16 protein-coding genes and 1 tRNA gene are annotated in these 12,897 nt (G+C 66.7%); 11 read left to right on the top strand and 6 right to left on the bottom strand.

Features of this window, described 5'->3' with window-relative positions:
• Positions 1-43 precede the first annotated feature (43 nt).
• Positions 44-1,264 (bottom strand): N-6 DNA methylase, encoded by a 1,221-nt coding sequence (locus G539_RS27750; protein WP_245576853.1) that lies wholly within the window; start codon positions 1,262-1,264, stop codon positions 44-46.
• On the opposite strand from G539_RS27750, the gene G539_RS27415 reads away from it, so the two are divergent.
• Complete coding sequence (locus tag G539_RS27415; protein ID WP_245576852.1) at positions 1,263-1,613, top strand: hypothetical protein; 351 nt, start codon at positions 1,263-1,265, stop codon at positions 1,611-1,613. The genes G539_RS27750 and G539_RS27415 overlap by 2 nt on opposite strands.
• 155 nt (positions 1,614-1,768) lie before the next feature.
• Here the strand turns inward: G539_RS27415 and G539_RS0110625 are convergent.
• Positions 1,769-1,855, bottom strand: a tRNA-Leu gene (locus G539_RS0110625).
• 374 nt (positions 1,856-2,229) lie between these two features.
• On the opposite strand from G539_RS0110625, the gene G539_RS0110620 reads away from it, so the two are divergent.
• Complete coding sequence (locus tag G539_RS0110620; RefSeq protein ID WP_035830961.1) at positions 2,230-2,730, top strand: disulfide bond formation protein B; 501 nt, start codon at positions 2,230-2,232, stop codon at positions 2,728-2,730.
• 3 nt (positions 2,731-2,733) lie between these two features.
• On the opposite strand, the gene G539_RS0110615 is transcribed toward G539_RS0110620, so the two are convergent.
• The 3 genes from G539_RS0110615 to G539_RS0110605 form a co-directional block, all read right to left on the bottom strand.
• Positions 2,734-3,555, bottom strand: coding sequence for a TrmH family RNA methyltransferase (locus tag G539_RS0110615; RefSeq protein ID WP_029075186.1), 822 nt, complete (start codon positions 3,553-3,555; stop codon positions 2,734-2,736).
• Between the two features lie 81 nt (positions 3,556-3,636).
• Positions 3,637-4,194, bottom strand: a complete 558-nt coding sequence (locus tag G539_RS0110610; RefSeq protein ID WP_029075185.1) for an HNH endonuclease — start codon at positions 4,192-4,194, stop codon at positions 3,637-3,639.
• Positions 4,195-4,308: 114 nt separating this feature from the next.
• Positions 4,309-4,965, bottom strand: a complete 657-nt coding sequence (locus tag G539_RS0110605) for an alpha/beta hydrolase (protein ID WP_029075184.1) — start codon at positions 4,963-4,965, stop codon at positions 4,309-4,311.
• Positions 4,966-5,062: 97 nt separating this feature from the next.
• Here G539_RS0110605 and gluQRS point away from each other — a divergent pair, with 97 nt between their 5' ends.
• Positions 5,063-5,935, top strand: a complete 873-nt coding sequence (gene gluQRS / locus G539_RS0110600) for a tRNA glutamyl-Q(34) synthetase GluQRS (RefSeq protein WP_029075183.1) — start codon at positions 5,063-5,065, stop codon at positions 5,933-5,935.
• On the opposite strand, the gene G539_RS0110595 is transcribed toward gluQRS, so the two are convergent.
• Complete coding sequence (locus tag G539_RS0110595; RefSeq protein WP_342665063.1) at positions 5,932-6,882, bottom strand: AEC family transporter; 951 nt, start codon at positions 6,880-6,882, stop codon at positions 5,932-5,934. The genes gluQRS and G539_RS0110595 overlap by 4 nt on opposite strands.
• A gap of 210 nt (positions 6,883-7,092) precedes the next feature.
• Here G539_RS0110595 and G539_RS0110590 point away from each other — a divergent pair, with 210 nt between their 5' ends.
• From G539_RS0110590 to G539_RS0110555, 8 genes are all read left to right on the top strand, one after another.
• Positions 7,093-7,923: an SDR family oxidoreductase gene (locus G539_RS0110590; protein WP_035830959.1), complete on the top strand. Its 831-nt coding sequence runs from the start codon at positions 7,093-7,095 to the stop codon at positions 7,921-7,923.
• A gap of 63 nt (positions 7,924-7,986) precedes the next feature.
• On the top strand, positions 7,987-8,505 hold the full coding sequence (locus G539_RS0110585) for a TspO/MBR family protein (protein WP_051231282.1): 519 nt from the start codon (positions 7,987-7,989) through the stop codon (positions 8,503-8,505).
• Positions 8,506-8,584: 79 nt separating this feature from the next.
• The gene (locus G539_RS0110580) at positions 8,585-8,776 is read left to right on the top strand and encodes a twin transmembrane helix small protein (protein ID WP_029075179.1); all 192 of its coding nucleotides are present in this window, start codon (positions 8,585-8,587) and stop codon (positions 8,774-8,776) included.
• Between the two features lie 7 nt (positions 8,777-8,783).
• On the top strand, positions 8,784-9,350 hold the full coding sequence (locus G539_RS0110575; RefSeq protein WP_029075178.1) for a cob(I)yrinic acid a,c-diamide adenosyltransferase: 567 nt from the start codon (positions 8,784-8,786) through the stop codon (positions 9,348-9,350).
• 9 nt (positions 9,351-9,359) lie between these two features.
• The gene (locus G539_RS0110570; protein ID WP_029075177.1) at positions 9,360-10,079 is read left to right on the top strand and encodes a rhomboid family intramembrane serine protease; all 720 of its coding nucleotides are present in this window, start codon (positions 9,360-9,362) and stop codon (positions 10,077-10,079) included.
• Positions 10,080-10,183: 104 nt separating this feature from the next.
• Positions 10,184-10,933: an electron transfer flavoprotein subunit beta/FixA family protein gene (locus G539_RS0110565; protein ID WP_029075176.1), complete on the top strand. Its 750-nt coding sequence runs from the start codon at positions 10,184-10,186 to the stop codon at positions 10,931-10,933.
• 1 nt (position 10,934) lies between these two features.
• Positions 10,935-11,870 (top strand): electron transfer flavoprotein subunit alpha/FixB family protein, encoded by a 936-nt coding sequence (locus tag G539_RS0110560; protein ID WP_029075175.1) that lies wholly within the window; start codon positions 10,935-10,937, stop codon positions 11,868-11,870.
• A 115-nt stretch (positions 11,871-11,985) separates the two neighbouring features.
• Complete coding sequence (locus G539_RS0110555; protein ID WP_029075174.1) at positions 11,986-12,867, top strand: 3-hydroxybutyryl-CoA dehydrogenase; 882 nt, start codon at positions 11,986-11,988, stop codon at positions 12,865-12,867.
• Positions 12,868-12,897 lie beyond the last annotated feature (30 nt).

Below are 12,897 nucleotides of genomic sequence, written 5' to 3'. Positions count from 1 at the left end.
GTTTGGTGTGAACTCGGGCTGGCTAAGACATCAAACACGCAAATCAGCTTTGCTCGGCTCGCATGCACTCGCGATGTCGGGCTAACCGTCGACGATGGCCATCTGTTAGCGGAATGGGGGAATGCCAGCGCAGTTCGGCACGCGCTTGCTCGCTGAGGCTGGCCGAGAACTCGGGCCTGCCCTGGTCGTCAAATGTGACGAGCGCACGGTCGAAGGCAGCATCCCACAGCGCCGCTCGGCGTCGCTTTCGCACGCGCTCCACGGCACGATGTGCGAGGCTCGCAGCAGCGCCGGGTCGGAGATCCCCGTCAGGCCCCGCATACGGCCCACCTTTCGTCTTCGGCAACAGAAACGCCGACACGTTGAGATCGCATGCCGTTTCAAGTTGCCATGCGACTGCACCTTGCTTGGTCAGCGCACGTAGTCTTGCAGACTTGGCTTCAATCTCGTCGACGGTATTTTCCGGCATAGCGCGAAGCGCCTCGAAATCGCGCGTGACGTCTCTTGCACGGCTGAAACCGGAGCCTTCGGCGATACGATCTTTTTCTGCTTTCTCCAGGTTGTTCTTTCGGGCGTAGTATCTTGCTACCTCTTTGTTGTCGCCGGCGAGCTCCTTGAACGCAGCATCCGGAATACCCTGCTCCAGCACCTTTAAATCGAACACGCCAAAAAGAGAGTCGCCGCAACGGATCTGCGCATCGAAGAAGCCAAGCAGAAGGCCAGGGTCCACCGTCTCGATCCAGAGAGCGACCTTGGTGAGTTCAACCGCCATCGGGTTGCGATCGACACCATAGATGCAGCAGCGGGTGACATCACGCAGCGCATGTCGGAAATCTGCAAGCGAGGGTGTGCCCTCCGCTCGAATGCGGGCAAGACGAGTAGCGATTCGGCGGGCAGCGGCTAGCAGGAAGTGGCCCGATCCGCAGGCGGGGTCGATGACGCTGAGCTTCAACAAGGCTTGGGCTGGGTCGGCGGCTTCCGCCTCTGTCTTGTCGCGAATAGGATCGAGCGCTGTGTCGAGGAGTGCCTGCACGAGGCTGTCCGGCGTGTAGTAGGAGCCGGTGGTTTTGCGCTGGTTACCCTTCTGCTCAGTGGCTTCCGAGGCGAAGGTGAGCGTCTTGCCGTCGTCGCCAAGCTGCGGCTGGAGTTCGAGCAGAGATTCATAGACCGAACCCAGCTCCTCGGTTTCCATCGCGCGCCAGTTCACCGGCACCATGCCGGTTTTTTCGGATATCCGACCAGATTCTGCCGGGAATGCGGACATGAGGTCCACGTCGTCACCAAGACTGAGGACGCTGACGGCATCCTGCTTCTGCCGAGAAACATCGACGATGCGCCCCTCGATGATCAGGAGGGGGGACGCCGCGGGTTATCTGACCGCTACGGGAGACGGGGATCCCGACTACGCCTTCACTGGTGAGATCGAGAGCTATCCGGAGGATTGGCGCGAGGAGCGCAATGGCATCGAGCGGCTTCGGGCTAACAGGAAACGCCGGATGCCTCAGATGGTCACGGTGGCTCCCGACGGGCGGTACGATTCATCCGGGAAGAGCTTCTGGTTCATAGGCGATGCCGCCGTTCGGCTGACGAGCAGCATCACTCGTTCCAGATGATGGCCGCGGCCGCGGTCAATCACCTCGCTGGCTTAGTGGCCGAGACCCAATGGCGCGAGATCCAATGTCTCAGCCGATACAAGCCGTCGGTCGAGCTGGGTCGGCCCGTTCGCGCCAATCTGCTGGATGTTGTGAATCGGAGCCGGGATCAAAGATGGTGCGGGCGGTCGGACTCGAACCGACATATCCGTGAAGATGGTGGATTTTGAATCCACTGCGTCTACCAATTCCGCCACGCCCGCACACCACCGCCGATCCTACCCCAGGTTTCGGCTCCTAGCCGGCTCCTAGACTATTTTCGGCGATTTTCCTACTCGCCTTTGCCACTCTGTCAGCCCGTTGAAAATACGACGGTTTCAACTCGTCGTGATTTTCTGTGGATTGGTAGACAAACCACTTTTTGAGTCCGGCGCGTCTACCAGTTCCACCACGCCCGCAACGCGCGGGTCCGAGGCCCGCGACGGCGCGACTATAATCAGGCTCGCGGCAGAAGCAACGACCGATTGCAGGAAGTTCCCAGCCGCGACACGCCGCCACCCCATGCGCATCGGCGCCGCATCGACACGGCCGAGGTCGCCGCGCTAAAAGCAGTCGCCCCGATCAAAGCGAGATCTCCATGGTCGACCGTTCCGCCTCCCGCCTGCCGCTCGCCCTCTTCAGCTTCGTGATCGGCCTCGCGGCCATTCTCGGCGCCTGGGGCTTCCAGATCTTCGCCGGCTATGCCCCCTGCAAGCTCTGCCTCGAGCAGCGCATTCCCTACTATCTCGGCCTGCCGGTCCTGCTGGTCGCCATCCTGCTGCTCGGCCTCCGCAAGTCGGAAGCCTTCGCGCGGCTTCTTCTCGTCCTCGTCGGGCTGATCTTCCTGGCCGGCCTCGGCCTCGCCATCTACCACGCCGGCGCCGAATGGCAGTTCTGGCCTGGCCCCGCCGATTGCGGCGGCGGCGTCGCGACCACCAGCAATGCCGGCGACCTGCTGGCGCAGATCGGCAAGACCCGCGTGGTCAGCTGCACGGAAGCGGCGCTGCGCGTGCTCGGGCTCTCCTTCGCCGGCTGGAACGCGCTCGTCTCGGTCGTTATCGCGCTTGCCGCCTTCTGGGCGGCCTTCCGCAAGGCCTAGGGCTCAGCCGACGTCCTCGTCGGCCGCCGCCTCGACCAGCTGGTGCAGCACGATGCCGCTGGTCGTCGCGACATTGAGCGAATCGACACCGGCGGCCATCGGAATGCTCACCGTCCGCGTGCGGGCAAGCACCGCCTCGTCGAGACCGGGTCCCTCCGTCCCGAGCAGCACGGCGACGCGGCGCGGGCGCTTCAGTTCGGCCAGGCGGAACGCGCCCTGCGGGCTCAGCGAAACGGCCGTGAAGCCATGCCGCGCGAAGAGATCGACGACGTCCTCGCCGGGCGCGAGACGGGCCTGCGGCAGGGTCAGCGTGTTGCCGACCGAGACGCGGATCGCCTTGCGATAGAACGGATCGCAGCAATGCGCGTCGAGCAGCACGGCATCGGCGCCGAAGGCGGCGGCGTTGCGGAAGATGCCGCCGAGATTGTCATGGTTCGAGATCCCCATCAGCACGACGACCAGCGCCCGTCCGCCAATGCCGGCGAGCAGCTGATCCGCCGACGGCGGCGGCGCGCGATGGCCGAGGGCCAGGATGCCGCGATGGATATGGAAACCGACGATGCCGTCGAGCACTTGCTGGCTGGCGACATAGACCGGCACGTCGTCGGGCAGTTGGTCGGTGACAGGAGCGAGGCCGGCGGCGCGCTTTTCGTCGATCAGCAGCGAGACCAGGCGATGGCGCGGCGACTGCACCAGCGTCTGCAGCACCACCTCGCCCTCGGCGATGAAGTGGTCGTCGCGGCCGACGAGGTCGCGCTCGCGGACGTCGCGATAGCAGGAAATGCGCGGATCGGCGGGATCGGTGACGGGGAGGAGAAGCGGCAAGAGCTCGACGGGGGCTGACGGATGATTTGTTGGGTCGCGTTTTCTTGACGCGATCCGGTCCCCACTTCGCTCGAAAACGCTCTAGGGATCCAGTTCCGTATCCCAGTAGAGATAATCGAGCCAGCTGTCGTGCAGATAGTTGGGCGGAAACTGCCGGCCGTTGTTGTGCAGGTCGGACACGCTCGGCTGATAGGGCTTCTGCCGCGGCCACATGCGGGCATCGGCGGAGGTGAGGCTGCCCTTGCGCAGATTGCAGGGCGAGCAGGCGGCCACGACATTTTCCCACGTCGTCTGGCCGCCGCGTGCACGCGGGATGACGTGGTCGAAGGTCAGTTCCTCCCGCGACGTGCAGTATTGGCACTGGAAGCGGTCGCGCAGGAAGACGTTGAAGCGCGTGAAGGCCGGATTGCGGGTCGGCGTCACATAGCTTTTCAGCGAGACGACGCTGGGCAGCCGCATGCGGAAGGACGGGCTGCGGATGTCGACATCATATTCGGAGACGATGTTCACCCGGTCGAGGAAGACAGCCTTGATCGTGTCCTGCCAGGACCAGAGCGACAAGGGGTAGTAGCTCAGCGGCCGATAGTCGGCGTTGAGAACAAGGGCGGGATGTGCGCCGGGCGACACGGCTATCGTCAAGACATGGCTTCCTCTGTTGAGACGCGCCGAAACCTCGAGATTGCCGAAATAGTCTACAGGGTCTGTGTCATCCTTGTGAAGACAATGGGACGCTGACGTTTCCGTGCGCGGCGATCAGATCTCGGCTGTGGCAAAAATGCGCGCCAGGAAGCTGGCGCCGGCGGCGAGGCCCTGCGGATCGATGCCGTGGCCGAGGCCCGGCCGCTCGATCGCCGCGACGGGGAAGCCTGCGTCGCGCAGCGCCTTCTCCGTTTCCTGGAGCGCCGCGATCGGGATCACCTCGTCGAGCGCGCCATGTACCAGGAGCACCGGCGGCCGGCTCTTCACCTCCGCGGCGAGCCGCTCCGGTCCGGCGATGCGGCCGGAATAGGCAACGATACCGGCCATTTCGCGCGGCCGGCGCGGACCGACCTGCAGCGCCATCATCGTGCCCTGGCTGAAGCCGACCAGCGCCAGGTCGGCGTCGGTCAGACCCTGCCGCTCCAGTTCCGCGTCGAGGAAGGCGTCGAGCTTCGGCGCCGCGGCGGAGGCGCCCTGCCAGTATTCATGCGCATCGCGCACGGTCAGCGGGAACCACTGCCGGCCCATCGGCGCCCAGTCGCACGGATCGGGCGCGTCGGGGGCGACGAAGGCGACGTCCGGAAATGCCGGGGCCCAATGCTTGCCGATATCGATCAGGTCGTGCCCGTCGGCGCCGACGCCATGCAGCAGGACGACCAGTTTCTTGGGCTTGCCGCCGGAAAGCGGAGCGAGGCGCGGACCATCGAGCATGGAAAAATCCCAATTGCAGGCAGGCGGACGAATCTGGCGCATGCTAGCAAGGGTGAACCCTGCCCCGCCATCCCGCACGACGTCGCGCCGCCCCGCCATGATCCCGACCTTCCGCTTTGCCCCCAGCCCGAATGGCGACCTGCATCTCGGCCACGCCTATTCGGCGCTGTTGAACGGCGACCGCGCGCGCGCGAGTGGCGGGCGACTACTGATCCGCATCGAGGACATCGACCCGACGCGCTGCCGGCCGGAATTCGAGGCGGCGATCCTCGACGATCTCGCCTGGCTCGGGCTCGACTGGGAAAAACCGGTGCGGCGGCAATCGGAGCATTTCGACGCCTATACGGCGGCGCTCGACCGGCTGCAGGCAATGGACCTCGTCTATCCGAGCTTCATGAGTCGCGCCGAGATCAAGGCCGCCACGGCCGCTCCGGACTGGCCACGTGATCCGGACGGCGCGCCGCTCTATCCGGCGCTCGACCGCGATCTCGATCCCGGCGAGGCGGCGCGGCGGGTCGCCGGCGGCGCACCCTTCGCCTGGCGGCTGAAGATGGACGCCGCGATCGGCCGCGCCGGACCGCTGGAATTTACCGAACTCGGCAGCGGACCGGATGGCGAGACGGGAACGATCCTCGCCGATCCCTCCCGCTGGGGCGACGTCGTGCTGGCGCGAAAGGAGACCCCGACCAGCTACCATCTCTCGGTCGTCGTCGACGACGCGGACCAGGGCGTCACCCATGTCGTGCGCGGCGCGGACCTCTTCCACGCCACCGGCGTGCACCGCCTGCTACAGACGCTGCTCGGCCTCCCTGCCCCGGTCTACCGCCATCACGGCCTGATCCTCGACCCGGCCGGCCGCAAGCTGTCGAAATCCGAGGGCTCGACCGGGCTATCGGCGCTGCGTGCCGCCGGCGCGACGCCAGCGGATATCCGTCGCATGGTCGGCCTGCCGGAAGCCGGAGTTCCCTAGCCGACGCCCAGCACATAGAGCCAGATCGTCACCGTGAAGAGGCTGATCATGGTCGAGAGCGACACGGCGCTCGCCGTGCTGGCGACGCCCGCCTTGTAGTGATTGGCAAGCAGGTAGGCGTTGACGCCGCAGGGCATGGCGGCGAACACGACGCAGACGCCGGCCCAGACCGGCGGCATCGGCAGGACCTGCACCAGCGCCAGCACGATCAGCGGATGCACGAGCAGCTTCAGCGTGCTGATGAAGAGCGAAGCGTTGATGTCGCCGGCGAAGCCGTAGCGGCGCAACGCCAGACCCATCGAGATCAGCGCGCAGGGCACCGACGAGGCGGCCAGCATGCGCACGACCTCGCCCGCCGGCCCGGATGGCTGGACGCCGAGGATCTGGCCGATGGCGCCGGCATAGATGCCGATCAGGATCGGGTTGCGCGCCAGCGCCTTCGCGAGGCGCATCAGCGTGGCGCGCGAAATGCCGGTTTCCGAACCTTCCGCAAACAGCGTCGCCGCCGTCGTCATCACCGGCAGGTGGATGGCGATCAGCAGGAACAGCGGCACCGCGCCTTCGCTGCCGAACGCGTTCAGGATGACCGGCACGCCGACGAAGACGGTGTTGGACTGGCCGCTGGCGAAGCCCTGCATGACGGCCTCGACATGCGGTCGGCCGAAGATCCGACGCGCGATCAGGAAGCCGATGCCGAACACGATGAAGGCGCCGGCGAAATAGGCGATCCAGTAGCCCCAGGGCTGGCCACCCTCCGGCATCTTGGCCTCGGACAACGTCTTGAAGATCAGCACCGGCACGGCGATGCCGAACACATATTCCGACAGCCCGTCGGCGGCGCGGTCGCCGAGATGCTTGGTCCAGCCGGCAATGTAGCCGATCGTGATCATGCCGAAGATCGGCAGGACGATGAAGGCGATCTCGGCGAGACGGCCGATCATCAGCATGCGCCGCGTCCTCTCGGGACGAGCGCGGTCAAGGCACGGCAGGGCATCGGGGCGGGACCGGGAGATGGCGTGATAAGGCCGGCCGACAGTAGGAATAGCGCCCGGGCCGGTCAACCGCGCCGACCCGGTTGCCGGACGCATTGGCGCTTGGCTGGTCGCCCTGGCGCTCTATAGTCCGGGCGCGACCCGCCCCGAAGCATAGGGAACAGCATGAACGCCCGATCGATCCTCGTCACCGGCGCCTCCTCCGGCATCGGCCGCGACGCCGCGCTTACGCTGAAGGCGCGCGGATGGCGCGTCTTCGCCACGGCGCGCAAGGCGGAGGACATCGAGGCGCTGCGGCAGACCGGCCTGGAAGCCCTGTTCCTCGACTATACGGACGAGGCGTCGATCCATGCCTGCGCCGACGCCGTGCTCGCGGCGACCGGCGGCACGCTCGACGCGCTGTTCAACAATGGCGCCTATGGCCAGGTCGGCGCGGTCGAGGACCTGACGACGGCCGTGCTCCGCCGGCAATTCGAGACCAATCTGTTCGGCTGGCACACGCTGACGCTGCGCCTGCTCCCCGCCATGCGGGCGCAGGGACATGGCCGGATCGTCCAGTGCTCGTCGATCCTCGGTTTCGTCGCGGGCAAATACCGTGGCGCCTATGTCGCCTCGAAATACGCGCTGGAGGGGCTGACCGACACGCTGCGGATCGAGCTCGCCGGCAGCGGCATCGCGGTCGTGCTGATCGAGCCGGGCCCGATCGCCACCCGCTTCACCCAGAACGCCCTCGCCAATTTTCGCGAAACCGTCGACGTCGAACGCTCGGTCCACCGCACGGACTACCAGGCCCAGCTGGCGCGCCTGACCGGGAGCCGGCGCCCGTCGCGCTTCAAGCTCGGGCCGGAAGCCGTGACGGCGGCGCTGCTGCATGCGCTCGAAAGCCCCCGGCCGCGGCTGCGCTACCGGGTGACGCTGCTGACCAAGGCGGCGGCGCTGATGACCCGCCTGCTCCCGGCGCGGTTGATGGACCGGCTGATCGCACGCAATTCGTGAGGCGCCCGGAACCGAGCCGCGGCCCGCACGTTCCTGTCGAAAGACCATGCGGACAGGAAGATCATGAGCTCCATTCCACACGACGCCGGCGCCCCGCAGCATTCCTGGCTTTCTCCGGCCTCGCTGCTGAAACTGGTCGTGAGCCTCGCCATCTGCTTCGGCGCGGCCGCGCTCGGATCGCTGATGACGATGCCCAGCATCCCGACCTGGTATGCCGGCCTCGAGAAGCCCTTCTTCAGCCCGCCCAACTGGATCTTCGCTCCCGTCTGGACGGTGCTCTACGCGCTGATGGCCGTCGCCTTCTGGCGGGTCTGGATGCTGGGGCGCGGTTCGGCGCTGCAGGCGGCGGCACTCGCCTTCGCCGTCCAGCTCATCCTCAATGTCGCCTGGTCGGGCGCGTTCTTCGGCCTGCATGCGCCCGGCCTGGCGCTGGTCGATATCGTCGCACTCATCCTCGCCATCATCGCGACGATGAGCGCCTTCGCCCGCATCGATGGCCGCGCGGCCTGGATGCTGGCGCCCTATCTGGCCTGGGTCGCGTTCGCGACGGCGCTCAACGCGGCGGTGTGGTGGCTCAATTGACCGCGCCCCCTCGCTGTGGCGAGCCGGGACGGAACGTGCCTATAACATCGGATCGTCCCGATTCCCGAAACAGAGTCCGATGAACAGCTTCTTCTACTACCTGATCCCGATCGCGCTTGGCGCCGTCGCCCTCGTGCTGCTGCTCGGCCTGTTCAACATGGTGCGCGGCGGCTCGGCGGAGCGATCGCAGAAGCTGATGCGCATGCGCGTAATGCTGCAGTTCCTGGCCATCGTCATCATGATGGCCGCCCTCTATTTCGCATCGCGCTGAGGCAAGCATGGTCGCGCTCACCCGCATCTACACCCGCACGGGAGACGACGGCACCACCGCCCTCGTCACGGGAGAGCGACGACCGAAATCGGACCTGCGCGTCGAGAGCTACGGCACGATCGACGAAACCAACGCGCATATCGGCGCCGCCCGCCTCTACGCCGACGGCAAGGTCGACGCAATGCTGGCGCGGATCCAGAACGACCTCTTCGATCTCGGCGCCGACCTGTCGACGCCGGAGGCCGGCCTCAAGCCGGGCCGCGAGGCGCTGCGCATCGTCGACGCGCAGACGGACCGCCTGGAGGCGGAGATCGACGAGCTCAACGCCGAGCTCAGCCCCTTGCGCTCCTTCGTGCTGCCGGGCGGCTCGCCGGCCGCCGCGCATCTGCATCTCGCCAGGACCGTCGCCCGTCGCGCCGAGCGCGTCATGGTCGAGCTCGCGGCGCGCGAGGCGGTCAACGCCTCGGCGATCCGCTACATCAATCGCCTCTCGGATTTCCTGTTCGTGGCGGCGCGCTTTGTGAATGATCGCGGCGCCACGGATGTCCTGTGGGTGCCAGGCCAGAACCGGTGAGGACGACACATGTTCGTGCCGTTCCACGACCAGAATCCCCTCCGCTACATCCGCTTCCCCTGGGTTACGCGCAGCCTCGTCGTCCTGAACTGCCTGATCTTCCTGATCTACCAGCGCGCCGGTGATGCGGACGCCGAGGCGGCGTCGGTCATGGCCTTCGGCCTCATTCCCTCGACGCTCGCCGGCATCCACATCCGCACGCCCGGCATCTTCCACGCGCCGGAATACCTGACCTTCATCACCTCGTCCTTCCTGCATGGCGACATCTGGCACCTGGCCGGGAACATGCTGTTCCTCTGGGTGTTCGGCGACAATGTCGAGGACGCGATGGGGCACTGGCGCTTCCTGCTGTTCTATTTCCTCTGCGCGATCGGCGGCGGCCTCGCCCATGTCGCCGTCGAACCGGGCTCCGACATCGCCCTGATCGGCGCCTCGGGTTCGGTCGCCGGCGTGATCGCCGCCTATCTCCTCCTGCACCCCCGCGTAAAAATCTGGATCCTGCTGCTGTTCCGTATCCCGATCCGGCTCAGGACCGTCTGGGTGCTCGGCTTCTGGATCCTGCTGCAGCTCTACAATTTCGTGTTTGGCGCGCCCGGCGAAATCTCCTGGGCGGCGCATCTCGGTGGCCTCATCATGGGGACCATCCTGGTCCTGTTCCTGCGCCGGCCCGGGGTGCCGCTCCTGGCCCGACAGGCCGACGAAGCCTTACCGGTGGACCCCGTCGTTTGAGCGATTCCAGCGTGCCGGGCTCGCGTTGACTCGGGGAGAACCCGCCGGTACGGTCCCGCGCCAAGCGCTCCGGAAATCGCTGCCGTGAAGGGATAATCACCGCGATGAAGATCCTCGTGCCCGTCAAGCGGGTGGTCGACACCAACGTCAAGATCCGCGTCAAGCCGGACGGTACCGGCGTCGACCTCGCCAACGTGAAGATGTCGATGAACCCCTTCGACGAGATCGCCGTCGAAGAAGCGTTGCGCCTGAAGGAAGCCGGCAAGGCGACGGAAGTCATCGTCGTGTCGATCGGCTCCGACAAGTCGGCCGAAACCCTGCGCACCGGCCTCGCCATGGGCGCCGATCGCGCCGTGCTGGTGAAGACCGATGCGGCGCGCGTCGAGCCGCTCGCCGTCGCCAAGCTGCTCAAGGCGGTCATCGCGACCGAGCAGCCCAGCCTCGTCATCCTCGGCAAGCAGGCGATCGACGACGATTCGAACCAGACCGGCCAGATGCTGGCCGCCCTGCTCGGCTGGCCGCAGGCGACCTTCGCCTCGAAGGTCGTGCTCGGCGACGGTTCGGTCGACGTCACCCGCGAGGTCGATGGCGGCCTCGAGACACTGCGGCTCCAGCTGCCGGCGATCGTCACCACCGATCTGCGCCTGAACGAGCCGCGCTATGCCTCGCTGCCGAACATCATGAAGGCGAAGAAGAAGCCGCTCGACGAGACGAGCCCCGAAGCGCTCGGCGTCGACGCGGCGCCGCGCCTCGCCGTGCTGAAGACGGTCGAGCCGGCGGCCCGGACGGCCGGCGTCAAGCTCGGCTCGGTCGACGAGCTGGTCGCGAAGCTGAAGCAGGCGGGAGTACTCTGAGATGGCGACGCTGATCATCGCGGAACACAACGACGCGCATCTGAACGACGCGACGGCGAAGACCCTCACCGCCGCGCTGGCGCTGGGCCAGCCGGTCGACATCCTCGTCGCCGGCAAGCAGGCGAAGGCCGCGGCCGACGCGGCGGCGCAGCTTTCCGGCGTGCGCAGCGTGCTGCTCGCCGACGGCGACAGCCTGGCCGAGCGTCGCGCCGAGCCGCTCGCCGACCTCGTCCTGTCGCTCGCCGGCAAGTATGACGCGATCCTCGCGCCGGCGACCTCGACCGGCAAGAACGTCGCCCCGCGCGTCGCCGCCCTGCTCGACGTGATGCAGATCTCCGAGATCACCAAGGTGGTCGCGCCGGACACGTTCGAACGGCCGATCTATGCCGGCAACGCCATCGAGACGGTGCAGACGAGCGACAAGACCCTCGTCGCCACCGTCCGCATCGCCGCCTTCGCGGCGGCCGCGACGGGCGGCAACGCGCCGGTCGAGACGATCGCCGCCCCGGCCGATTCGGGCCTTTCGAGCTTCGTCGGCGCGGATCTCTCAGTCTCCGACCGTCCGGAACTCGCCTCGGCCCGCGTCATCGTCTCGGGCGGTCGCGCGCTCGGTTCCGCCGACAAGTTCCAGGAAGTGATCGCCCCGCTTGCCGACCAGCTCAAGGCGGCGATCGGCGCCTCGCGCGCGGCGGTCGACGCCGGCTATGCCGCCAACGACCTGCAGGTCGGCCAGACCGGCAAGGTCGTCGCGCCGGAGCTCTACATCGCGATCGGCATTTCCGGCGCGATCCAGCACCTCGCCGGCATGAAGGACTCGAAAGTCATCGTCGCGATCAACAAGGACGGCGACGCGCCGATCTTCCAGGTCGCCGATTATGGCCTCGTCGACGACCTGTTCACGGTCGTTCCGGCCCTGACCAAGGCGCTCGCAAACTAAGCGTTTACCGGCGCCGGTTGACAATCCCGCCGGCCGTGCTCGACTGCCCTTCGGTCATCGTGCACGGCCGCACCCATTTCAGAACGACATTGATACGCAAAGGAGCCCTTGGGGCATGAGCACCGCCATTACGACGATCGGCGTCATCGGAGCCGGTCAGATGGGCAATGGTATCGCCCATGTCAGCGCGCTTGCCGGCTACGAGGTCCTGATCCACGACCTCGCGGAAGACCGCATCCGCAAGGGCCTCGCCACCATCGACGGCAATCTGGCCCGTCAGGTCCATTCCGGCCGCATCAGCGAGGAGGACCGCAAGGCCGCCATCGCCCGCGTCAAGGCCGCCACCGATGTCGACGCGCTCGCCGCCTGCGACCTCGTCATCGAGGCGGCGACCGAGGACGAGCAGACCAAGCGCAAGATCTTCGCCGGCATCTGCCCGGCGCTGAAGCCGGAGGCGATGCTCGCCACCAACACCTCGTCGATCTCGATCACCCGCCTCGCCTCGGCGACCGACCGCCCCGAGCGCTTCATCGGCATCCACTTCATGAACCCGGTCCCGGTGATGCAGCTGGTCGAGCTGATCCGTGGCATCGCCACCGAGGACGAGACCTTCGAGGCAGCCAAGGGCTATGTGGCGCGGCTGAACAAGACCGCGACCGTCTCCGAGGACTTCCCCGGCTTCATCGTCAACCGCATCCTGCTGCCGATGATCAACGAGGCGATCTACGTGCTCTACGAGGGCGTCGGCACGGTCGACGCGATCGACACGGCGATGAAGCTCGGCGCCAACCATCCGATGGGGCCGCTGCAGCTCGCCGATTTCATCGGCCTCGACACCTGTCTGTCGATCATGCAGGTGCTCTATGAGGGCCTGGCGGATTCGAAGTACCGCCCCTGCCCGCTCTTGGTGAAATATGTCGAGGCCGGCTGGCTCGGCCGCAAGACCAATCGCGGCTTCTACGACTATCGCGGCGAGCATCCCGTCCCGACGCGCTGAGCCCGGAGTGGCGCGGCTAGCCGCGCCACC

Source organism: Kaistia adipata DSM 17808 (assembly GCF_000423225.1).
Lineage (GTDB): Bacteria > Pseudomonadota > Alphaproteobacteria > Rhizobiales > Kaistiaceae > Kaistia > Kaistia adipata.
Note: the sequence above shows the minus strand (reverse complement) of the source record. Positions and strands in the feature narration are given on the sequence as shown.